We start from the raw sequence: 21,422 nt of genomic DNA, 5'->3' as shown, positions 1-21,422 counted from the left end.
AGGCTCGTTCAATCTCACCCTGCTCTCGCCATCAAGCCGGCTTTTCCGCCGTGATAAGCGGCCGCGGCGCCGAGGGGCCTGTTGCCCATGCGGAATTGAGCCAGGAGATTGTTCAATGCGCTCACTTCGCTTGCCAGCGCGTGGCTCGCCGCCGTCTGCTCCTCAACCATTGCAGCATTGCGCTGGGTGCCCTGGTCGATGGAATTGATGGCGGAGCTGATCTCGTTCAGCGAACTGGACTGCTCGCGGGCGGCGGCCACAATGGCTGCGACGTTCTGATCGATTTCCTGCACCCGCTCGACGATCTCCTGCAGCGCCGCACCGGTCTGGCTGACCAGCCCGACGCCTGTGTGGACCTGTTCGCCGGACTTGGTGATCAGCATCTTTATTTCTCGCGCGGCCGTAGCCGAGTGCTGGGCGAGTTGCCGGACCTCCTGGGCGACGACCGCAAAGCCTCTGCCGGCATCGCCGGCCCGCGCCGCTTCCACGCCGGCGTTCAGCGCAAGCAGGTTCGTCTGGAATGCGATCTCGTCGATCACGCCGATGATATTCGAGATTTCCTTGGATGAACTCTCGATGCCGCTCATGGCCGTGACGGCGCGCTTTACCACCTCGCCGGACTTCTCGGCGCTTACGCGTGTGCGTTCAACCAGGCCCCCGACCTGTTCGGCACGCTTCGTGGTGTCTCTCAGCGACGAGCTGATTTCCTCGACAGCCGCGGCGGTTTCTTCGACGGCTGCCGCCTGCTGCTCTGTCCGCGTGGAGAGATCGTCGGAAGCCGACCGTATCTCACTGGAACCTGCCTGGATGGCCTGTGCGTTCTCCCCAACCGAAAGCAAAGCGGTCTGCAGCTTTTCGACCGAAGAGTTGAAATCACGGCGGACCTGATCGAGCGAACCTGCAAAATGGTCATCGATGCGATGGGTGGTGTCGCCGTCGGCAAGCTTTTGCAGGGCTTCGGCCAGGGAGTCGACCGCGAACCGGGTCTGGCGCTCCCGTTCGGCTGCCTCTGCCGCGCGGCGTCGCTCCTCCTCCGCATTGCGGTTTCGGGCTTCTTCCGCCTCCATTTCCAGCCGGTTCTTTTCAAGAGTCGCGTCACGCAGGATGGCCAGCGAGCGAGCCATCTCGCCGATCTCGTCCTGCTTCGCTGCCTCCGAAAGATCCACGTCGGTGTTGCCGGCAGCGATCCCACCCGTGGCGGTCATGACCTTGTCGAGGCGCTTGCGGAAACGCGTGGCGAGCAGCAAGCCGAGCACGGTCATCAATCCTGCCGCGACCGCGATAATGGCGATGGACGTGATGACGAGCGACGACAGGCTCGCAAAAAGCACCGATTTTGGCACCGAAACCACGGTGTACCATGTGGTGTCGGGCAGCAGGCGCACCGGAACCGCGATGGCAATGCTGGCCTCGCCCGTCGTTTCGGCAAGATCTGCCGGCGTGCCCGGATTTGCAATCAGACCGCCCCAGGCAGCCGCATCAAGGCCCGAGTCCTTCAGCGCCTTTCCGCGGATGGACGCTTCGGGGTAGCTGACGACACCGCCGTTGCCGGTGACGAGCGCTACATACCCTTGCCCCAGCGGCTTGATCTTGGAAAGGTCATCGGCGAGGCTGTCGAGGGCAATGTCCACTCCCACCGTGCCCTTGAAGGAACCGTTGAAAAGCAGGGGCACCATGAACGACGTCATCACGACGTTCTTGCCGCCGATGGTGTAGGAGTAGGGCTCCATGAGCACTTCCTTCCCCGTCTTTTTGGGGACGAGGTACCAATCGCCGACACCCGGCTTGTCATAGTCGACCAGGGCCTCCAGCCCGACCTTGCCGTTGTCCCTTACGAAATAGGGAATGTAGCGGCCGCTGTCGTCGTGCCCGGGCGCATTGCGATACAGCACGTCTTTCCCGTCGAAGGCGTTGGGCTCCCAGCAGGTGCTGAGCCCGAGAGCGAAGGTGTTGTCCTGCATCCAGCGCTGGAAAAGGCGGTTCGTGGCCGCCCGGTCCGGAACCGCGCCGTCCTTCGCGGCATAGAGGCTGGACCTGGCATTATGCGTCAGTTCTTCAACGCGGCTGAAATAGGTCTCGACGCGCCTTGCGCTTTCCTCGGCGATGTTCGTCATTTCGGAAAAGGTGCGCTCTTCAAGCGCACCATGCGCAAGCCAGACCAGAACCCCGGCCGTGGCCACGGTAGTAAGGACCCCCGTCGCCACGATGGCAAACATGTTGCGGCCAGTTGCCGTCTTTGGAAACATCGAATTCTACCCCTGCCACTTCACCTGGCGGAGTCTCCGCCGGGTTCTCTCCGAGAACGAAAAACATCCCGGAAAGGCAATGCCAGGGGCGGATTCATTCGTAAGATAGCGATAGCGTCCGTCTCGTTTCAAAAAAGCTAACGGCGGTGGCCGTCGTGACGCTGGAAGGCGGGCAAAAGGACGGCGCAGGCGCAGGTCAACATTTCCGTAAATCCGCTGGTCCAGGCAAATTGGTTCCTTGCGATCGCGGTTGCATCGGACATAACTGCGCCTCTGCAACGCCGAACCGATACGCATGCGAAACTTACTGCCCACTCTCAAACGGCTGCTGCCAGCCCTGCCGCCCGTCGGCCATGTCGAGCGCCTGCGCATCTGCTGCGGTGCGCTGATCGGAATTTTCCTCACCGGCCTCATCACCAAGGCGGCGCTTGGGACAAGCACGGCCTCGCCCCTACTCATCGCGCCGATGGGCGCGTCGGCCGTGCTGCTTTTTGCCGTGCCGTCGAGCCCGCTGGCGCAGCCCTGGTCGATCATCGGCGGAAACACGATTGCCGCCCTGATCGGCATCAGTTGTGCGCTGTGGATCGACGATTTGCTGATTGCATCGGCGCTCGCCGTCTCCCTCTCGATCGGCGCAATGCTGGCGGCGCGCTGCGTGCATCCGCCAAGCGGGGCCGTGGCGCTGACCGCGGTTCTGGGCGGCCCCACGGTTCATGCGGCTGGTTTCAGCTTCGCCGTGTGGCCGGTGGGCGTCAACTCGCTCTTGCTGCTCTCCGCGGCGCTCGCATTCAACAATCTCACCGGCCGGCGCTACCCGCATCTTGCGCCCGTGCCTGCCGCAAATCCGCACAAGACCACCGACCCATTGCCGACCGAGCGCGTGGGCTTCACCACCGCCGACCTCGAAGCCGCGCTCGAGCGCCGGGATGAGATACTGGACGTCAGCACCGGCGATCTCGACTCGCTGCTGCACGAGGTGGAGATGCAGGCCTACCACCGCCGTTTCGGCGAAATCCGCTGTGCCGACATCATGTCGCAGGACGTGGCAACGGTGTCGCCGCAGGCCTCGCTGCACGAGGCCTGGACGCTGCTTTGCGAGCATCACATCAAGGCCTTGCCGGTCGTGGGAGAAGATCGCGGCATTGTCGGCATCGTCACCCAGACCGACTTCATGGAAAGCGCCGCCTGGGGGCCGCATGGCGAGTTGCATTTCGGGCTCGGCCGGCGCCTGCGTCACGCCGTGAAGCCCAGACGCAGCCTGAAACGGACGGTGGGCGAGATCATGAGCAGCCCGGTTCGGACAGCGGCTCCCGAAACGCCGGTTGCAACGCTCGTCCCGGCCATGGCCGACGCAGGCCTGCACCATCTTCCGGTGGTCGATGCCGATCGTAAGCTGGTTGGCATCGTCACCCAATCCGACCTGATTGCCGCGCTCTATCGCGGCGGGCTGTCGGGGCGGCCCACTGTCATTGCGCCGGCGGCTTTTGCCGAGCGGCGCCGCGCCGCCGGCAGCTGACCACGCCTCACGCCACCATCAGCGGTTCGCGCGCGCGGCGACGACTTCGACCTCGACCTTGAATTCCTCGCGCGTGAAGCCCGACACGATCATCAGCGTCGAGGCCGGCGCCGGCTGCGGGAAGAGCCGGTCGCGGACGTTCATGTAGGGCCGCATATGGGCGCGATCTGTGACGAACGCATTGATGCGCACGACGTCGGCAAGGCTCATGCCGCAGGCGGTGAGGATCGAGCGCACATTCTCGAAGCAGAGCTCGGCCTGGGCGGCGGCATCCTCGGGCACATGCGCATCGGGCCCGATGCCGAGTTGGCCGGAACAGAAGACCATGTCCGATCCGGTCCGAACCACCACGCCATGGCTGTAGGCGGCGAAGGGCGCCGGCATGGTTTCCGGCACGAGATGGTCGAGGTTCGAAACGCGATCGGTCATGGCAGGCCTCCGGAGATAAGGATTGAATTCAGCGCCAGGCGGCGAGCCAGCCCAGCCCTTCGTCGGTCGAGCGGCGCGGCTTGTATTCGGCGCCGAAGTGCCCGGCATAGCCGCGCGCGGCCAGCTCGGGCAGCACGGTAGCAAAATCCACCTCGCCCGCATCGGGCTCGCCGCGATCCGGCACGGCAGCGAACTGCACGTGGCCGACAAGCTCACGATGCGCCTCGAACTCCTCCAGGATGGATTTGCCGGAGCGGCCGACATGGTAGCAATCGAACATGATGCGGATATTGTCGTGGCCGGCCTCTTCGATGATCGATGCCGCCGTGGCGTTGTCGTGCAGGAAATAACCCGGCACGTCGTGGAGATTGAGCGGCTCCAGCAAAATGGTGATGCCGACCGGCGCGGCCCGGTCGGCCGCGTAGCGCAGGTTGGCGACGAAGGTGTCGCGCGCTTCGGGCGCATTGGTCTTGCCGGCCATGACATGAATGGCGGTGGCGCCGATCGCGGTCGCATAGGCGAGCGCCTGGTCGATCGCCGCGCGTGCGTCCTCCTCGCGTCCCGGCAGGGCAGAAAGCCCGAACTCGCCGGCGTCGACATTGCCCTTCGAAGTGTTCAGCCCGAGAACCGGCAGGCCGCTCTCGTCCAACGCCTGCTTCAGCAACGATGGCTCGACGGCATAGGGCCAGTGCAACTCGACCGCATCGAAGCCGGCCTTGGCCGCCGCGCGCACCGCGTCGGGAAGCGCAAGCTCGGTCCAGAGGAAGCCGAGATTGGCTGAATACGGAAGGGCCATGATGTTCAATCCCACTCGATGTTGAAATGGTCCACGACATCGCGAACCTGTTCGGGCGTCAGCATTTTCGGCTTCATGCCGCGCGTGAGCAGTGCCAGCCGCGCCGTCTCCTCCAGCTCTTCCATGGCATAGACCGCCGCTTCAAGATCCTTGGCGGCGACCACCGGCCCGTGATTGGCCAGCAGAACGGCGCTGCGTTTTCCGGCAAGGCCGCGGATCGCGTCGCCGATCGCAGCATCGCCCGGCCGGAAATACGGCAGCAGCTTCACCTTGCCGAGCCGCATGATCGAATAGGGCGTCAGCGGCGGCAGCACATTGTCCGGATCGGTTTCCGGCAGCATGGACAGCGCAACCGAATGGCAGGAGTGGAGATGGACGATGGCGCCGGCCTTGACGCCGCGCGTGTCGTAGAAGGCGGAGTGCAGCGGCATCTCCTTGGTCGGGGCATCGCCGCCGACCAGCCTGCCGGCCTCGTCGATCAGCGACAGGCGCGCGGGGTCGAGACCGCCGAAGGAGGAGCCGGTGGGCGTCACCAGCAGCCGCCCGTCGGAGAGGCGGGCGGAAATGTTGCCGGACGCCCCGCCCGTCAGCCCCCGATCGAAGATCGAACGCGCCATCCGGCAGATCGTCTCGCGCAGCTTCGCTTCCTCGCTCACCCTGCCGCTCCCTTGAGCATCCTCAGCGCCTTGGTGAAAAAGTCCTCGGCGCCGAAATTACCCGACTTCAGCGCCAGGCCGAAATCCTGCCCGCCAACGCGCAGCATGGGAACCCCCGGATCGATCTCGGGGCCGACCTGCAGCGCCTCGCAGGCAAGCCCCTGCACGACCGCGCCGGAGGTCTCGCCGCCGGCCGACACCAGGCGCCTGACGCCATGACGCCGGGCTTCGGCGGCAAGTTCGGCAAAGAAGGTTTCGATCCGGTGGGCCAGCTCGCCAAGCCCGTATTTCTGCTGCGCCTTGCCGACCACTTCCGGCTCGGCGGAGGAAAACACCAGCGGCTCGGCGGCGCGGTTTTCGGCCAGCCAGGCGGATGCCTTCGCCACCGTCATGTCGCCGCCCATCAAAGCGTCGGCCTCGATTTCGAGGGCCGGATGATTGGCGCGGTAGTGCGCAACCTGACCGCGCGTGGCACGCGAGCAGGAGCCGGAAAGCACCGCGCCCGGTCCGTCGATGCCCTGCCACGCCACCTGGCGATTGCCGATCAGCCCCTTGCGGCGGAAGTTTTCCGGTAGACCGAGCGCCACGCCCGAGCCGCCCGTGATCAGCGGCAGGTCGGCGGCCGCCTCGCCGATTGCGAACAGATCTTCGTTCTGCAGCGCATCGACCACCAGAAGCTTGTGGCCTGCCTGATCCTGCCGCCGCATCGCCTCGGCGATGGCCTCCGCACCTCGGCGGACATCGGAAAACGCCACCAGCCCCACGGAAAGCGCGGTCTGATATTGCAGCCAGCGGCGAATGTCGGGGTCGGTCATCGGGGTCAGCGGATGGGCTTCCATGCCCGAATCGTTCAGCAGCCGGTCGCCGACGAAGAGATGGCCCTGATAGATGGTGCGGCCCGCACCCGGAAAGGCCGGGCAGACGATGACCTGGCTTGCTCCAAGCGCCTTGCTGAGCGCCTCGGCCACGGGGCCGATATTGCCGACCTTGGTGGAATCGAAGGTCGAGCAGTATTTGAAGAAGAACTGGCGGCAGCCCTGCGCCTTCAGCCACTCCAGCGCCTGCAGCGATTGAGCGACGGCCTCTTCCACCGGCACGCTGCGCGTCTTCAGGGCAACGACGCCCGCTTCCACATCCGCATCGGCCTTGCCCTGCGGAATGCCGCAATATTGCGTCGTCGCCATGCCGCCCTTGACCAGCGTGTTGGCAAGATCCGACGAGCCGGTGAAATCGTCACCAATACAGCCGAGCAGCATGATCAGCTCTCCTTGTAGCGTTTCGCGGGAAGGCTGATGCCGCTTGTCTCCGCATAGAGCTTGATCACCGCCACGTCGCCCTCGCGACCGAGACCGGCTTCCGACGCGGCCCGGAAGCGGGCAAGCGCTGCCTGCGCGACCGGCAGGTCGAGCGAGGAGTCCTTCGCCGCGCCGGTGACGATGCCCAGGTCCTTGACGAAGATGTCGACGGCCGAATGCGGCCGGTAGTCGCCATCGGCAATGTAGGGCCCACGGTTTTCGAACATCCAGGACGAGCCGGCGCAATGCGGGATCACCTGCATGATCTGGTCAGCGTCCACCCCTTGCCCGAGGCCGAAGGCGAAGGCCTCAGCGGCGGCGGCGATGTGAATGCCGGCGAGCAGTTGGTTCACGCTCTTCATCGCCGAGCCCGGCCCGGCGCGGTCGCCCAGGCGGAACACGGTCTGGGCCATGGCATCGAGCGCAAGCTGTGAGCGCGCGAAGGCATCGGGCGTGCCGGAGGCCATGATGCTGAGCTGGCCCTTGGCGGCGCGTGCCGAGCCGCCGGAAATCGGCGCGTCCAGATAGAGTATGCCCTTCTCGGCAAGGCGGGTTTCGAACTCGGCCGCCTTCTGCGCGTCGATGGTGGCGCAGCTGAGCACGACCGCGCCCGGCTTCAGCCTCTCGGCCAGTCCGCGCGCGCCGAACAGCGCATCTTCCGTCTGAGCCGCGTTGACGACGACCAGGATGGCCCCATCGGCTTCCGCGCTGGCCTGGTCGAGGTCGCGGTCAAGGCCGGCCTCGGCCCGGAAGCGCTTCTGGGCGTCGGCATTGAGGTCAAAGCCGTCGACGGCCAGACCACGACGGAGCAGCGACTGGCCCATGCCGTAGCCCATGGCTCCGAGGCCGATGAGCAGGAAATGCCGACCGGGCAAAGCGGAGGCTTCGGCGCTCATACCTGCTTCTCCGCCTTGGGCGCGTAGTCCTCGAGATAGGCCTGGATGATCGCCCCGAAGGACTGATCGGCCTTGAAGCCGAGCTTTTCGGCCTGGCTTGCCTCAAAGGCCTTCGGCCAGGTCGAGATGATCGCGACGATCGCGGGGTCGATTTCGTGACGGATGAGCTTGACCGCGTCGTCGCCCGCGATGGCGCGCAACGCCTCGATCTCGTCGGCCACGGTCGCCGAAACGCCGGGCATGGTCATGTTGCGGCGCTCCTTGAGCAGTGCGCCATCCACCGCCGCGGCGTGCGCGATGAAGCCAATGGCCGCGCGCGGGCTGGCGAACCAGTGCCGCACGGACGGCTCCACCGGCAGCGTGGCAGGCAGGCCCGCCAGCGGCTCGCGCAGGATGTTGGAAAAGAAGCCCGAGGCCGCCGCATTGGGCTTGCCGGGGCGGATGCAGATGGTGGGCAGGCGAATGCCGATGCCGTCGAAGAAGCCGCGCCGGCTGTAGTCGGCTAGCAGAAGCTCGCCGATCGCCTTCTGGGTGCCGTAGCTCGAGCGCGGCGTGATGATGTAGTCGTCGTCGATCACATCCGGCAGCGGCGAGCCGAAGACGGCCAGCGACGAGGTGAAGACGACGCGCGGATAATAGCCGTCCGTCTCATGCGCCTTGCGCACCGCGTCGAACAGATGCCGGGTGCCGTCGAGATTGATGCGGTAGCCCTTGTCGAAATCGCGCTCCGCCTCGCCCGACACGATGGCCGCGAGGTGAAAGATAACATCGGGCCTCGATGCCACGAGGCGCTCGGCCGTCTCGGGGGACGAGATGTCGCCGGTTTCGAACTCGACCGCGACCTTGCCGCCATCGGGCAGCGTGCTCGGGGCCACGATATCGAAAAGCGTCAGCCGCGACATGGCCTTGCCGGCAATCGCGCCGTCGTCGATGAGGCGCTTGGCGAGCCCCGCGCCGAGCATGCCGGCCGCGCCGATGATGAGACAGTGAACCATCTTGTCCTGATCCCCGAACTGAATTTCCGAATGGGCGAGAGGCGAATTTCCGTTGCCAACCTGCCTCGGCCCGAATTTATGTTTGATGAAAACCGGGCGGCCTCAGGCCGCCATCCCCTTCCCGCTTGCCAGCTGCTTCATATGCTGCGGCCCGGCGGCAATGTCCGCCTCGCTCGGGCTCAGCCCCGCCGCCAGCAGCCGCCGCGCGATCATATGGTCGGCCGGACGGTTGATGGAATCGACGGCCACCAGGCGCGCGCCTTGAAAATGATAGACCGAGAAGGCGTTTTCCTCCGGATTGCCGGAGACCACGCAATGGTTGGCGTCGAGCGAGAGACCTGCCGTCTGCAGCTTCATGTCGCCCTGATCGGACCAGAACCACGCGACTTCGGCATAAGGCTCCGATCGTCCAAGGATGGAGCGCGCGACATGTTTGGCCTGGTCGGTGGCGTTCTGGACCGACTCCAGCCGCACGCGCCGGCCCAACTGATGATGGTCGTAGCTGACGCAATCGCCGATGGCGCAGACCTGCGGCACCGATGTGCGCATGTGGCCATCAACGACGATGCCGTTGTCGACCAGAAGGCCGGCCTCCGCGGCGAGCTCGACATTGGGAACCGCACCGATGCCCAGAACCACCATGTCGGCCCTGAACCTGCGGCCATCGGCCGTGCGCACTGCCGCGACGCGCCCGCCCTGGCCTTCTATGCCGGCAAGCTGCACGCCGGTGAAGATGTCGATGCCCGCAGCCCGGCTCCTTTTCTCGACATGAGCGGAAACGACCGGCGCCACCGAGCGCGCCAGCACACGGGGCGCCGCCTCGATCAGCGTCGTCGCCTTTCCAAGCGCCAGGCAGCTATGAGCCATCTCCATGCCGATGAAGCCGCCGCCGACGATGAGGACACTCTGAACTTCCGGCATCATTTCGCGGATGCGGCGCGCGTCTTCCATGCTGCGCAGCGTGACGACGCCATCGAGATCGACGCCCGGCAGAACAGGAATCCGTGCCCGCGCGCCCGTTGCCAAAATGAGATGCGTCCAGTCGAGCTCCCGCCCGTCGGCAAGCACGAGCCTGCGGTTGTCGAGGCTAATCTTCTCGACGCGGGCGCCGAGCATCAGCTCGATGCAGTTGTCGCGATAGACAGCTTCAGGGCGCAGGACGAGGCCGCCCGAATCGAGGGATTTGAGATAGGATTTGGAGAGCGGCGGCTTGTGATAGGGAAGGTCCGTCTCGTCGTTGATCAGGACGATCTCGCCCGCATAGCCTTCCTGACGAAGGCTGACCGCGGCCTGCGAGCCGGCGTGCCCCGCGCCGACAATGATGCACCTCTCGCCCATGCCCTCTCCACAAACATGCTCGACCGACCGGCAACGGCTCCCTTGCAGAATCGAACGTGGCATGAAAATGCCCGCTTGCGCGCCAAGCTGCCCGACTCGAACGGTCCGGTAATTTTGTTGCATATCTCCCATGGAATTTAAACAATTAGTTTGACCGATCGGTCAGATCGTTTAGTAGTATTACCCATATCGCCGTTCGGGACGGGCGAAATCGGGGGATAAGCGATGGCACGAGCAGAAAACCGCGTCACGGCACGCTGGCCGAGTTCGCCCTTTGCCGGGTAATTCCCGCCTTCCAGAAAATTCGCCGCCCTCGCCTGAGGGTGAACCAGCAACGCTTTCGGATGGTTTGCGCAGTTCCCTCCGGAAGCAGCCTTTGCGGACCTGGCGTCGCGGCGCGCCTCCGTTCGAGAGGAAGGAATTGGTAACTTGAAGAGATATTGGTCCGACTATACGAGCGAGGAGTTTTCCCGGCTCGACCGCGAGCAGATCGTGGCGGTTCTGCCGGTTGGCGCGACCGAGCAACACGGCCCTCACCTGCCGCTTTCGGTCGATGCGGCAATCGCCAGCGGCATCGTCGCGGCAACCATCGAGCGCCTGCCGGAGACGAGCAAGGCGCTGTTTCTGCCCACGCTGCCGATCGGCAAGAGCAACGAGCACGGCCGCTTCCCCGGCACGCTGACCTTCTCGGCCCAGACGCTGATTGCCATGTGGTGCGAGATCGGCGACTGCGTGGCCGCCAGCGGGGTGAAAAAGCTCGTTCTTCTCAACAGCCATGGCGGCCAGATCAGCACCATGGACATCGTGGCGCGCGAGCTGCGCATCAAGCACGGCATGATGGTGTTCTCGGTCAATTGGTTCGGCCAGGGCATGCCGGAAGGCGTCTACAGCGAGCATGAACTGCGCCACGGCATTCACGCCGGCGACATGGAAACCTCGGTGATGCTCGAATTGTACCCCGATCTGGTCGACATGAGCAAGGCGCAGAATTTCGCCACCGTCACCGAAACCTTCGCCCGGGACTTCAAGCACATCTCGCTTGCCGGCGGCGCCAAGCCCGGCTGGCAGGTGCAGGACATGAACCCGCACGGCGCGGCCGGCAACGCCCTGGCGGCCACCGCCGAGAAGGGGCGCAAGACCATCGACTACGCCGCCGACCGGCTTGTCGAACTTCTGGGCGAGGTCGAGCGGGCGCCGCTTTCCTGGCTCGACAACAGCCCCGCCTGGTGAGGTGAAGCAATGAACATGGTCGCCAGCACCTCCGTGTCGTCGCAGCCGCTGATCGAGATCGAAAACGTCTACAAGCAATATGCCACCGGCGTTGTCGCGGTCAGCGACATGTCGCTGACCATCGAGCAGGGCCAGTTCGTCAGCTTCCTGGGCCCTTCGGGCTGCGGCAAGAGCACGGCGCTGCGCATGATTGCCGGTCTGTCCGAGACCTCCGCAGGCAAGATCCGCGTCAATGGACATGCGCCCGGCAAGGGCAGCGGCCCGCACGACATCGGCTTCGTCTTCCAGGAGCCGACGCTGATGCCATGGGCGAACGTGTTCGAAAACGTCTACCTGCCGCTGCGCCTGAGCGGCATGTCACGAAAGGACGCTGCGCCGCGCGTGGAGGAGGTGCTGGCACAGGTGGGCCTGAGCAAGTTTGCCAAGGCCTTCCCGCGCGAGCTGTCGGGCGGCATGAAGATGCGCGTCTCCATCGCCCGCGCGCTGGTAACGCGCCCGCGCCTGCTGCTGATGGACGAGCCGTTTGCCGCGCTCGACGAAATGACGCGCTTCAAGCTCAACAACGACGTTCTGCGGCTGTGGCAGGACCATGGGCTGACGGTCATCTTCGTCACTCACAGCGTCTATGAGTCCGTCTATCTATCGAACCGTGTGGTGGTGATGGCCGCCCGGCCGGGCCGGGTCGTCTCCGACATCGCCATTCCCGGCGCCTATCCGCGGGCGGAAAACTTCCGCGCCACCAGGGAATACACCGACAGCTGCCAGATCGTGTCCGACGCGCTGAACGAGACGCTCGGCAACGACGACATCGACCATTGAAGGCCTGGCCATGAGCACCGAGACCCCTGTCCTCAATTCCGAGCAGAACCGCCGCGCCCGCATCGAGCGGCGCAAGAGCGTCATCATGCCGACCCTGGCGATCGTCATCGCACTTCTCGTCTGGGAGGGGCTGGTGCGCTACTACAAGATTCCGCACTACCTGATCCCCGCGCCTTCGCTGGTGGCCGAAACGCTGGTCAAGGACGGCCCGTCGCTGCTGAGCTCCATGCTCTTCACGGTCAAGCTGACGATGCTGTCGCTGATGTGCGCCATTGCCGGCGGCGTGCTCTTGGGGATGATCTTTGCGCTGTCGCGCACGGTGGAGATGAGCTTCTTCCCCTTCGCGGTGATCCTGCAAGTGACGCCGGTGGTGGCAATCGCGCCGCTGATCCTCATCTATGTGCGCGACACATTCACCGCGCTGCTGATCTGCGCCTGGATCGTGGCCTTCTTCCCCATCCTGTCGAACACGGTGATCGGCCTGCGCAGCGCCGATCACAATCTGCGCGACCTGTTCAAGCTCTACCAGGCCACACCCTTGCAACGCCTGCGCTATCTGCTGGCGCCGAGTGCACTGCCCTATTTCATGGCAGCGCTGAAGATCGCCGGCGGCCTGGCGCTGATCGGCGCGGTGGTTGCCGAGTTCGTCGCCGGCACTGCCGGCCAGAGCACCGGGCTTGCCTCGCGCATCCTGGAATCGAGTTTCCGCAACGAAATCCCGCGCATGTTCGCCGCGCTGCTGCTCGTTTCGGTGCTGGGCATCGCCATTTTCCTGGCGACGAGCTGGCTCTCGCGCGCCGTTCTCGGCCGCTGGCACGAGAGCGAAATCCGTCGGGAGTCCTGATCGTGACGGGCGGGAACGAGACGGTTCGCGAACAAGAGGCCACATCGGAACAGCCCTTGCGGCTCCCCGGTGTGAGCATGCCCGGCCAGCCCGGGCGCTTCGATCTTGTCGTCGCGGATGGCCGCATTGCCGATCTCGTTTCCTCCGCCGCCACCGGAGGCGGCGTGGTCACGCCGCTCTTTGCCGACGTGCATGTGCACCTCGACAAAACCCACACCATCTCCCGCATCGGCGCGGAGGCGAATGCCCGGGTCGAGTGCCTGTTCGATGCGATTGCGCTGATGGAGCAGGACCGGCCCAACTGGACGGCAGCCGATATCCGCGCGAGGGCAAGCCTCGCGCTGGAAGCCGCCTATCGGCAGGGCGTCGGCGCCATGCGCACGCATGTGGACTGGGTAACGCCGCAAGTGCCCAAAGCCTGGCCCGTGCTTGTCGAACTGCGCGAGGCATGGAAAGGCCGTATCGATCTCCAGCTGGCGGCGCTCGTCAATGGCGATATCGTGCCTGAAGCCGGCGCAGCCATTGCCGCGCGCGTGGAGCAGGACAAGGCCGTCTTCGGCGCCTTCTTCTTCCGCAATGCGGATCTCGAAGCCAAGGTCGAGGCGATGTTCGCGCTGGCCGGCGCGCACGATCTCGACCTCGATTTCCATGTCGATGAAGGGCTCGACCCCGAAGCCGACGGCCTGTCCGCGATCATCGACGCGGCCAGCCGCCACGGCATGGCGGGCCGCGTGCTGTGCGGCCACGCCTGTTCGCTGGCGCTGCGCTCCACCGGCGAACTGGAGCGGACCCTTGCGGCCGGTGCGCAGGCTGGCGTGGCGCTCGTGGCGCTTCCCACGACCAACCTCTACCTGCAGGACCGCGCCATTGGCGTCTCGCCGCGCATGCGCGGGGTGGCGCCGTTGAAAGAAGCTCGCAAGGCGGGCATGACGGTCATGCTCGGCTCCGACAATGTGCGCGACGCCTTCTACCCCTATGGCGACTACGACCCGCTTTCCGTGTTGCGGCTGGCGGCCCCAGCCTGCCATCTCGAGCCCGAAGACTGGCTAGACAGCATCACCACCCTGCCGGCGCGCCAATGCGCAAGCGGCATCGTGACGCCCGTGGAGAAAGGCAGGCCGGCCAACTTCATCTGGCACGCGGCGAACGACCTCGACGATCTGATCAGCCGCCCGCAGGCGACACGCGTCGTCTACCGGAGCGGGCAGCCGCTGCCGGCAAGCAAACAAGACTGGAGAAACGCATGAACGTGGCGACCAATCCCGAGCGCGCCTATGACTGGGTGGCCTTTCGCGCCGAGATAGACGGCATCCGCGTCTATGACGACCCCAAGCATGTGGAACTGCGCTCGCGCGACTATTTCTGGTACAGCCCCATCCTCAGCGAAGACATCGGCCACTTCCTGGGCGACCTGGTGGTAATCCCGAAGGATCAGGACGAGGTGCGCCGCGTCGCGGCGGCGGCCGCGCGGCTGCGCATCCCCATCACCGCGCGCGGCGGCGGAACCGGTAATTACGGCCAGTGCGTGCCGCTGGAAGGCGGCATCATCCTGGACATGACCAAGATCGACCGGGTGCTTTCCATCGAGCCCGGCCGGGTGCGCGTGGAGGCCGGCGCCCGCATCGCGCGCCTGGACGACGCCGTGCGCGAGACCGGGCAGGAACTGCTCATGTATCCCTCGACACGCCGCATCGCCACGATCGGCGGCTTCTTCACCGGCGGCTCCGGCGGCATCGGCTCGCTGCGCCACGGCATGCTGCGCGACGACGGCAACGTCTATTCGGTCAAGGTGATGACCGTCGAACTCGAGCCGCAGATCATCGAACTGCACGGCCGCGACATCCACAAGGTCCAGCATGCCTACGGCACCAACGGCATCGTGCTGGAGCTAGAGATCGGGCTTACCAAGGCGACCGACTGGATCCACACCGCAGCGCTGTTCGACAGCTACGACGCCACGCTGCGCTTCTGCCTGAAGGCGCTAGAAGACAATCTCGATTGCTATTTGCTGACGACCGTCGACCGCCGCTTCGCGCGCTTCTACACCAAGTTCGGCGACCTGTTCCCGGCTGACCGCGACGCCGTCTTCGCGATGATCGCGCCGAACGACATGGGCAAGTTCGAGGCCCTCGTCGCCGAATTCGGCGGCCGCGTTTCCTTCGCCATGACCAAGGAAGAGCTGCACGACAAGGGTCTGCAGCCGGCTTACGAATGCGGCTGGAACCACACGACGCTGCAGGCGCTGAAGGCCGAGCCCGGCTGGACCTACCTCCAGGTGGCTTATCCGCGCCCCTTCGACCCGGAAGTCGTCCAGCGCCAGATGGAGCGCTATGGCGACGAGCAGTATATGCACCACGAGATGGCGCGGCTGGAGGGCGAGGTGCAGATCTTCGGCCTGCCGCTGGTGCGCTACCACAGCCGCGAAGACACCTACCGCGTCATCCGGGAACTGGAGCAGCTGGACGGCTGCGACATCTACGATCCGCACGCCTACACCATCGAGGACGGCGGCATGAAGCAGATCGACACCGTTCAGATCGACTTCAAGAAAAGAGCGGATCCTTACGGCCTTCTCAACCCCGGGAAGACGCGAGGCTGGACGGCCGAGATGGCCGACAGGGACTGAACCTGAAAATCAATGGGAGAATGCTTCAGATGAAGAACTTGCTCAGGGCGGCGGTTGCCGCTCTTACGCTGGCCATGTCGGCGCAGCTTGCATATGCACTTGACAAGGTGGTGGTGGGAACCAACTGGCTCGCCCAGGCCGGCCACGGCGGCTTCTACCAGGCACTGGCCGACGGAACCTACGAGAAGTACGGCCTCGACGTGACCATCGAGATGGGCGGCCCGCAGGTCAACAACCGGCCGATGCTGGCGGCGGGGCGGCTCGACTTCCTGCTGACGGGCAACCTGCTGCTTTCCTTCCACAACGTCGCCAACGACATTCCGACCACCGTTGTTGCAGCCTTCTACCAGAAGGACCCGCAGGTGCTTATGGCGCATGAAGGCGCCTACAAGGATTTCAACGACCTGGCCAATGCCCCGACGGTCCTCCTGGCCAAGGACAGCCAGTACAGCTTCTGGCTGTGGCTGGTGAAGGAGTTCGGCTTCAAGGACGAGCAGGTCCGCCCCTACGGCTACAGCCTCGCCCAGTTCCTCAGCGACGAGAAGGCGGTTCAGCAGGCCTACGCCACCGCCGAGCCTCTCTATGCGGAAAAGGAAGGCGCGAAGGTAACGACCTATCTGCTCGCCGACCATGGCTACAGCACCTACGCCAATACGATCGAGACCCGCCAGGAACTGGTCGACAACAACCCGGATCTGGTCCAGCGCTTTGTCGACGCGACGATCGTGGGCTGGAACAACTTCCTTTATGGCGATCACAGCAAGGGCTATGAGCTGATCCTCAAGGACAACCCGGACATGAGCGCAGAGACGCTCGACGGCGAACTGGCGATGCTCAAGAAGCTGGAGCTGATCGACAGCGGCGACACGCTGGAAAAGGGCATCGGCGCCATCTCGATGGATCGCGTCAAGGAATTCTACGAGCTCGCGGTCAAGGCCGGCATCGTGACCGGCGACAAGATCGAGATCTCGAAGGTCGCCACCGACGCTTTCGTCAACAAGGGCGTGGGCCTGGACCTCAAGAAGCAGTTGAACCCCTAATCGAACGGCAGGGAGCGAGGGGCTTTAGGCCCCTCGCCGGGAAACGATCTGACGATGAGCCACGACAACGCCGATACTCCGGAAAACGGCGAACCGAGCGGCCGCGAAAAGGTTCTCGAACGGCGCCGCCGCATCCTTGCCGCGATCAGGGATGCGGCGATCGACGAGTTTGCGAGCAAGGGGCTGGCCGGTGCCTCGACGCAGTCGATCGCCCAGCGCGCGGGCCTCACCAAGCCCCAGCTGCACTATTACATCTCCAGCAAGGAAGAGCTCTACGAGGATATTCTCGTCTATATTCTCGACGAGTGGAAAGAGCTGTTCATCAGCGCCTCGACGGGCGACGATCCGGCCGAGATCATCCGCGCCTACATCCACAAGAAACTGGAATACGGCCAGAAAAACCCCCAGGCATCGCGGCTGTTCACCACCGAGATCGCCAACGGCGCACCTTTCCTCAGCCGGCACTGGGCGCAATACCAGGAATCGACGCAGCAGGCCGTTAAGCTGATCCAGTCCTGGGTCGAGCAGGGTCTGATCCGGCCCGTCGATCCGCTGCTGTTCCAGATGCACATCTGGGCGGTGACGCAGCACTATGCGGACTTCGAGGTCCAGATCCGAAACTTCATGCAACTGAAAGACGACGAGGAGCTCGACATGGTTCATGTCGAGGAGGAAGTGACCGCTCTCTTCCTGCGGGCCTGCGGCCTTCAGCAATAGGCTGCGCCCCGACGCTCGAAAAACGCCCCACACATGCGGCCCTTCCGTGCCGCGCAATCATGAAATTGAATTCGAAAGGCCCATCAATGCCGCGCATCATCTACATCACCCATGACGAACAGCGCTTCGAGGTAGAAGCCGCCAATGGCGCAACCGTCATGGAAACGGCGGTAAAGGCCAACGTGCCCGGCATCGAAGCCGAATGCGGCGGCGCCTGCGCCTGCGCGACCTGCCATGTCTATGTCGATCCGGAATTTGCGGAAATGGTAGGCGAGGCCGGGCCGATGGAAGCCGACATGCTGGACTTCGCATGGGAGCCGGCTGCGAATTCGCGTCTGTCGTGCCAGCTTCGGGTGGGCGACGCGCTGGACGGTCTCATCGTGCGCATTCCCGCAAGGCAGGGCTGACCAACCGGCGCCGCGTCGATCGGCAAACGCGAGTTGGCGGTGGAGGCCCAGCACAGGCCACAGCGCAACCAGAGCCAGCACCGAGCCTCCTGACTGCCTCGCAGGACAGCACCGCCATTGTTGGCTCATCGACGCACTGTGCCAAGTCAGGAAAAGCGGCGGGGCCGGCCCGGGCCAACGCCGCCTCGCCCCACTTCAGGGAGGGGGAACCCCCGCGAGGCATTCTACTAGCGCGCCTCGGCGTGAAAGCGCGCTCGCCAGAAAACCAGAAAGCTAAGGCAGTTGCGGCGGCCTTGCGAAGGTCTGCCGCCTTGCAGAGCCTGCCGCGGAAGAAAACCTTTGGAGCGGCGGCGGCCCTTCAGACCGCCGGCGCGCCGGCGGCGCCGGCGTTGGGCACGTGAATGTCGATCTCCAGCGTCGACATCGTCTCGCCGCGCTCCATGGTGATGCGCACATCGTCCTGGCTGATCTGGACGTGCTTGCCGATCACGGCCAGTATCTCCTCGCGCAGCACGGCGACGAGATCGGGCTGGTTGCGGTTGTTGCGCTCATAGGCCAGCAGCACCTGCAGCCGCTCGCGGGCCACAGGCGCACTGGCGCGACGTTTGAAGATGTCGAACAGGCTCATGCCACTCTCCTACCCAGGAGACGGTTAAGGAGGCCTTTCTTCTCGACAGGAAGGGTCATCGGCACTTCCTCGCCCTGCAGCCTTCTGGCGGCATCGGCATAGGCGCGCGCAGCGACGTTGCCGGGCTCGCTGAGCGTCACCGGCGAGCCCACATTGGAGGCGCGCAGCACCCCCTGGCTCTCGGGGATGATGCCCAGGAGCGGCGTGGACAGGATCTCCAGAATGTCGTCGATGCTGAGCATCTCACCGCGGGCGGCGCGGGCCGTATCATAGCGGGTGACGAGGATGTGCTTGGCGACGCGGCCGCCCTGCTCGGCCAGCAGGGTCTTGGAGTCGAGCAAGCCGATGATGCGATCGGAATCGCGCACGGAGCTCACCTCCGGATTGGTGACGATGACCGCCTCGTCGGCATAGCGCATGGCAAGCTGGGCGCCGCGCTCGATGCCGGCCGGGCTGTCACAAATGACGTAGTCGAATTTCTCGCGCAGCCTGCCCACCACGCTGGCCACGCCCTCCTCAGTGAGGGCGTCCTTGTCGCGCGTCTGGGAGGCGGGCAGCAGGAAAAGCGTTTCCAGGCGCTTGTCGCGGATCAGCGCCTGCGAAAGCTTGGCCACGCCCTGGGTCACGTTGACCAGGTCGAACACCACGCGCCGCTCGGCGCCCATGACCAGATCGAGATTGCGCAGGCCGACGTCGAAGTCGATCAGCACGACCTTCTTGCCGCCTTGGGCCAGAACGGCTCCCAGGGCTGCGGTCGAGGTTGTCTTCCCAACGCCGCCCTTGCCAGATGTGACGACCACTACCTTGCCCATGCATGTCTCTCCAATGTTGTCAGTTGAGGGCCGTGACCAGAATTGCGCCTTCGTCCAGATAGGCCTGTATCGCCGCGCCGCGGGTGGACGGCTCCATGTCCTCCGCGATGCGATACCACCCATCGACCGCCAGAAGCTCGGCTTCGTTCCTCCGGCAGAAGATGCGCGCGTGGCGATTTCCCGAGGCGCCGGCGATGGCGCGTCCGCGCAGTGTGCCATAGACGTGGATGGAACCGCCGGCGATGATTTCGGAGCCGAAGCCGGCCGAGCCCAGAACGATCACATCCCCCTGGGGGTGGTAGACCGACTGGCCGGAGCGGATTGGGTCCTCGATGATCAGCGAAGTCGATGCCGCCGGCTCTTCCGCCTTGGCGGGCTCGGCCGACGCGGCGGGTTCCTCGACCACGGCCTCCCTGGCCCCGATCAGGAGCGGCGGCAGATCCGACCCCAGTTCCGCGATGTCCTTGCTCTCGATTGCGTAGATTCGAATGCCGCGCTCGGCAAGCTGGGCGACCAGTGCGCCAATTTGACTCACCTCCGGCTTGAGCGCGTTGAGGTCGAGCACGACCGGGCGGCCGGTGAAGAAGCCGGGCGAGTTCTCGATCCAGCGATCCACGCCTTTCAGCCATTCGTCCACGGGTGCTTCCGGCACGAGCGCGAAGGCAACGAACGAACGGGCGCGAAAGCGTAAGGGGGTGTTCTGCATTGGGGAGCGACTCGGTTCAGGGGTGGGTCGGTACCAACCGCTTCGCGGGTGTAGGCCATGGTGAACGAAACGTAAATCGCTATTCACCACCCCAGGCCGGTAGCGCCCTTCGGCAATGCGGCCGCGTTGCCGCCCGGCCACTATCTGCCGGGCAATGTGGACGCGACCGGCACGGCCATCGTTGCTAAGACGCGACAACCATGAGGAAAACCGGCATCATCGCCCGGCTGCCGTCGCTCTACTGCGTCGTCGCACCCCTAGGCCTCCATCCTTGCTCAAGGCACAATGACCATGAAGAAATCCGGAACCCCGACGTCGAAACCGCGCGCCCGCGACCTCGGCCTGCCCTTCCGCGGTGAAACCGGCCCGCTCAACGCCATCACCGATGTCGAAGGCATTGCCGTGGGCTCCCACACCATTTGGGAAGACGCTCCGCGTGCCGGGCGCAAGCGGCCGGTGCGCACCGGCGTCACGGCAATCGTCCCGCATGCGCAGTCCGAGACGCCCGTCCCCGTCTATGCCGGTGTGCATCGGTTCAACGGCAATGGCGAGATGACCGGCACACACTGGATCGAGGATGGCGGCTATTTCCTCGGGCCGGTTCTCATCACCAACACCCATGGCATCGGAATGGCGCATCACGGCGCCATCAAATGGATGCTCGAGCGCTATAGCACCACCTATGACACGGATGATTTCCTCTGGATCATGCCGGTGGTGGCCGAGACCTATGACGGCGTGCTGAGCGACATCAACGGGCTGCACATCGGCGAGGCCGACGTTCGGGCAGCCCTCGACGCAGCCGCGCCCGGCCCAGTCGAGGAGGGCAATTGCGGCGGCGGCACCGGCATGATCACCTATGGCTTCAAGGGCGGAACGGGAACATCCTCGCGCATCGTCGAACTCGACGGAAAACGCTACACGATCGGAACACTGGTGCAGGCCAACCACGGCCAGCGCGACTGGCTGACAATCTGCGGCGTGCCGGTGGGCCAGCATATGCGCGACGGCACGCCCCAAAGCCAGCTCAGGGAGCGCGGGTCCATCATCGTCGTTATCGCCACGGACCTGCCGCTTGCGCCGCATCAGTTGAAGCGCGTGGCCCGCCGCGCCTCGATCGGCATTGGCCGCAACGGAACGCCCGGCGGCAACAATTCCGGCGACATCTTCCTCGCCTTCTCCACCGCCAACCCCCGCCCGATGCTGCATCGCGCGCCGCCGCGCATGCAGATCGAGATAATCAACGACGAACTGCTCGACCCCGTCTACACCGCCGTGGTGGAGAGCGTGGAGGAAGCCGTGGTCAACGCCATGCTTGCGGCCGAAGACATGGGCGGCACCGCTTTCGATCGGCTGAAGGTCGAGGCGATCCGGCACGAGCCGCTGCTTGCGCTGATGCGCCAATATGGACGGGCCGGCGCCTAGC

The 21,422-nt window shown here is 64.9% G+C and carries 21 protein-coding genes; 10 read left to right on the top strand and 11 right to left on the bottom strand.

Annotated elements, in window-relative coordinates:
• Window positions 1–14: 14 nt before the first annotated feature.
• Window positions 15–2,246, bottom strand: a complete 2,232-nt coding sequence (locus ABLE86_RS05385; protein ID WP_348777909.1) for a methyl-accepting chemotaxis protein — start codon at window positions 2,244–2,246, stop codon at window positions 15–17.
• A 295-nt stretch (window positions 2,247–2,541) separates the two neighbouring features.
• Between ABLE86_RS05385 and ABLE86_RS05380 the strand changes: the two genes are divergently transcribed.
• A complete protein-coding gene (locus ABLE86_RS05380) occupies window positions 2,542–3,762 on the top strand; it encodes an HPP family protein (protein ID WP_348777908.1) in 1,221 nt (406 codons plus the stop codon).
• Between the two features lie 18 nt (window positions 3,763–3,780).
• On the opposite strand, the gene ABLE86_RS05375 is transcribed toward ABLE86_RS05380, so the two are convergent.
• From ABLE86_RS05375 to ABLE86_RS05345, 7 genes are all read right to left on the bottom strand, one after another.
• Window positions 3,781–4,191, bottom strand: coding sequence for a RidA family protein (locus ABLE86_RS05375; RefSeq protein ID WP_348777907.1), 411 nt, complete (start codon window positions 4,189–4,191; stop codon window positions 3,781–3,783).
• A 28-nt stretch (window positions 4,192–4,219) separates the two neighbouring features.
• Entirely contained in the window at window positions 4,220–4,987 is a 768-nt protein-coding gene (locus tag ABLE86_RS05370) for a TIM barrel protein (RefSeq protein ID WP_348777906.1), read from the bottom strand.
• 5 nt (window positions 4,988–4,992) lie between these two features.
• Window positions 4,993–5,643, bottom strand: coding sequence for an aldolase (locus tag ABLE86_RS05365; RefSeq protein ID WP_348777905.1), 651 nt, complete (start codon window positions 5,641–5,643; stop codon window positions 4,993–4,995).
• On the bottom strand, window positions 5,640–6,899 hold the full coding sequence (gene otnK / locus ABLE86_RS05360) for a 3-oxo-tetronate kinase (RefSeq protein ID WP_348777904.1): 1,260 nt from the start codon (window positions 6,897–6,899) through the stop codon (window positions 5,640–5,642). Before otnK ends, ABLE86_RS05365 begins: the two co-directional genes overlap by 4 nt.
• A gap of 2 nt (window positions 6,900–6,901) precedes the next feature.
• Window positions 6,902–7,834 carry an L-threonate dehydrogenase gene (gene ltnD / locus ABLE86_RS05355; protein ID WP_348777903.1) on the bottom strand — a complete coding sequence of 311 codons (933 nt, stop codon included), beginning with the start codon at window positions 7,832–7,834 and terminating at the stop codon, window positions 6,902–6,904.
• Window positions 7,831–8,829 (bottom strand): D-erythronate dehydrogenase, encoded by a 999-nt coding sequence (gene denD / locus ABLE86_RS05350; protein ID WP_348777902.1) that lies wholly within the window; start codon window positions 8,827–8,829, stop codon window positions 7,831–7,833. Before denD ends, ltnD begins: the two co-directional genes overlap by 4 nt.
• Window positions 8,830–8,931: 102 nt before the next feature.
• Window positions 8,932–10,167 (bottom strand): FAD-dependent oxidoreductase, encoded by a 1,236-nt coding sequence (locus tag ABLE86_RS05345; RefSeq protein WP_348777901.1) that lies wholly within the window; start codon window positions 10,165–10,167, stop codon window positions 8,932–8,934.
• Window positions 10,168–10,596: 429 nt separating this feature from the next.
• On the opposite strand from ABLE86_RS05345, the gene ABLE86_RS05340 reads away from it, so the two are divergent.
• The 8 genes from ABLE86_RS05340 to ABLE86_RS05305 all read left to right on the top strand — a co-directional run bounded on the left by ABLE86_RS05340 (window position 10,597) and on the right by ABLE86_RS05305 (window position 17,850).
• On the top strand, window positions 10,597–11,397 hold the full coding sequence (locus tag ABLE86_RS05340; protein WP_348777900.1) for a creatininase family protein: 801 nt from the start codon (window positions 10,597–10,599) through the stop codon (window positions 11,395–11,397).
• A gap of 9 nt (window positions 11,398–11,406) precedes the next feature.
• Entirely contained in the window at window positions 11,407–12,216 is an 810-nt protein-coding gene (locus tag ABLE86_RS05335) for an ABC transporter ATP-binding protein (RefSeq protein ID WP_348777899.1), read from the top strand.
• 10 nt (window positions 12,217–12,226) lie between these two features.
• On the top strand, window positions 12,227–13,060 hold the full coding sequence (locus ABLE86_RS05330; RefSeq protein ID WP_348777898.1) for an ABC transporter permease: 834 nt from the start codon (window positions 12,227–12,229) through the stop codon (window positions 13,058–13,060).
• 2 nt (window positions 13,061–13,062) lie between these two features.
• A complete protein-coding gene (locus tag ABLE86_RS05325; RefSeq protein WP_348777897.1) occupies window positions 13,063–14,307 on the top strand; it encodes an amidohydrolase family protein in 1,245 nt (414 codons plus the stop codon).
• Complete coding sequence (locus ABLE86_RS05320) at window positions 14,304–15,686, top strand: FAD-binding oxidoreductase (RefSeq protein ID WP_348777896.1); 1,383 nt, start codon at window positions 14,304–14,306, stop codon at window positions 15,684–15,686. The genes ABLE86_RS05325 and ABLE86_RS05320 overlap by 4 nt, the downstream gene beginning before the upstream one ends.
• Before the next feature lie 29 nt (window positions 15,687–15,715).
• Window positions 15,716–16,726 carry an ABC transporter substrate-binding protein gene (locus tag ABLE86_RS05315; RefSeq protein WP_348777895.1) on the top strand — a complete coding sequence of 337 codons (1,011 nt, stop codon included), beginning with the start codon at window positions 15,716–15,718 and terminating at the stop codon, window positions 16,724–16,726.
• 54 nt (window positions 16,727–16,780) lie between these two features.
• Entirely contained in the window at window positions 16,781–17,443 is a 663-nt protein-coding gene (locus ABLE86_RS05310) for a TetR family transcriptional regulator C-terminal domain-containing protein (RefSeq protein WP_348777894.1), read from the top strand.
• Between the two features lie 86 nt (window positions 17,444–17,529).
• Window positions 17,530–17,850 (top strand): 2Fe-2S iron-sulfur cluster-binding protein, encoded by a 321-nt coding sequence (locus tag ABLE86_RS05305; RefSeq protein ID WP_348777893.1) that lies wholly within the window; start codon window positions 17,530–17,532, stop codon window positions 17,848–17,850.
• A gap of 358 nt (window positions 17,851–18,208) precedes the next feature.
• Here ABLE86_RS05305 and minE read toward each other — a convergent pair whose 3' ends face one another.
• Genes minE through minC form a run of 3 tightly spaced genes read right to left on the bottom strand, consistent with a single transcriptional unit; the run spans window position 18,209 to window position 19,996 of the window.
• The gene (gene minE / locus ABLE86_RS05300) at window positions 18,209–18,478 is read right to left on the bottom strand and encodes a cell division topological specificity factor MinE (protein WP_348777892.1); all 270 of its coding nucleotides are present in this window, start codon (window positions 18,476–18,478) and stop codon (window positions 18,209–18,211) included.
• Window positions 18,475–19,290: a septum site-determining protein MinD gene (minD, locus tag ABLE86_RS05295; RefSeq protein WP_348777891.1), complete on the bottom strand. Its 816-nt coding sequence runs from the start codon at window positions 19,288–19,290 to the stop codon at window positions 18,475–18,477. Before minD ends, minE begins: the two co-directional genes overlap by 4 nt.
• 19 nt (window positions 19,291–19,309) lie before the next feature.
• Complete coding sequence (minC, locus tag ABLE86_RS05290) at window positions 19,310–19,996, bottom strand: septum site-determining protein MinC (protein WP_348777890.1); 687 nt, start codon at window positions 19,994–19,996, stop codon at window positions 19,310–19,312.
• 285 nt (window positions 19,997–20,281) lie between these two features.
• Here minC and ABLE86_RS05285 point away from each other — a divergent pair, with 285 nt between their 5' ends.
• A complete protein-coding gene (locus tag ABLE86_RS05285) occupies window positions 20,282–21,421 on the top strand; it encodes a P1 family peptidase (RefSeq protein WP_348777889.1) in 1,140 nt (379 codons plus the stop codon).
• Window position 21,422: the final 1 nt, after the last annotated feature.

The organism is Mesorhizobium sp. KR2-14, from assembly GCF_040049255.1.
In the GTDB taxonomy this organism is placed as follows: domain Bacteria; phylum Pseudomonadota; class Alphaproteobacteria; order Rhizobiales; family Rhizobiaceae; genus Pseudaminobacter.
The sequence above is the reverse complement of the archived record's forward strand: the minus strand, read 5'-3'. Positions and strand labels throughout refer to the sequence as shown.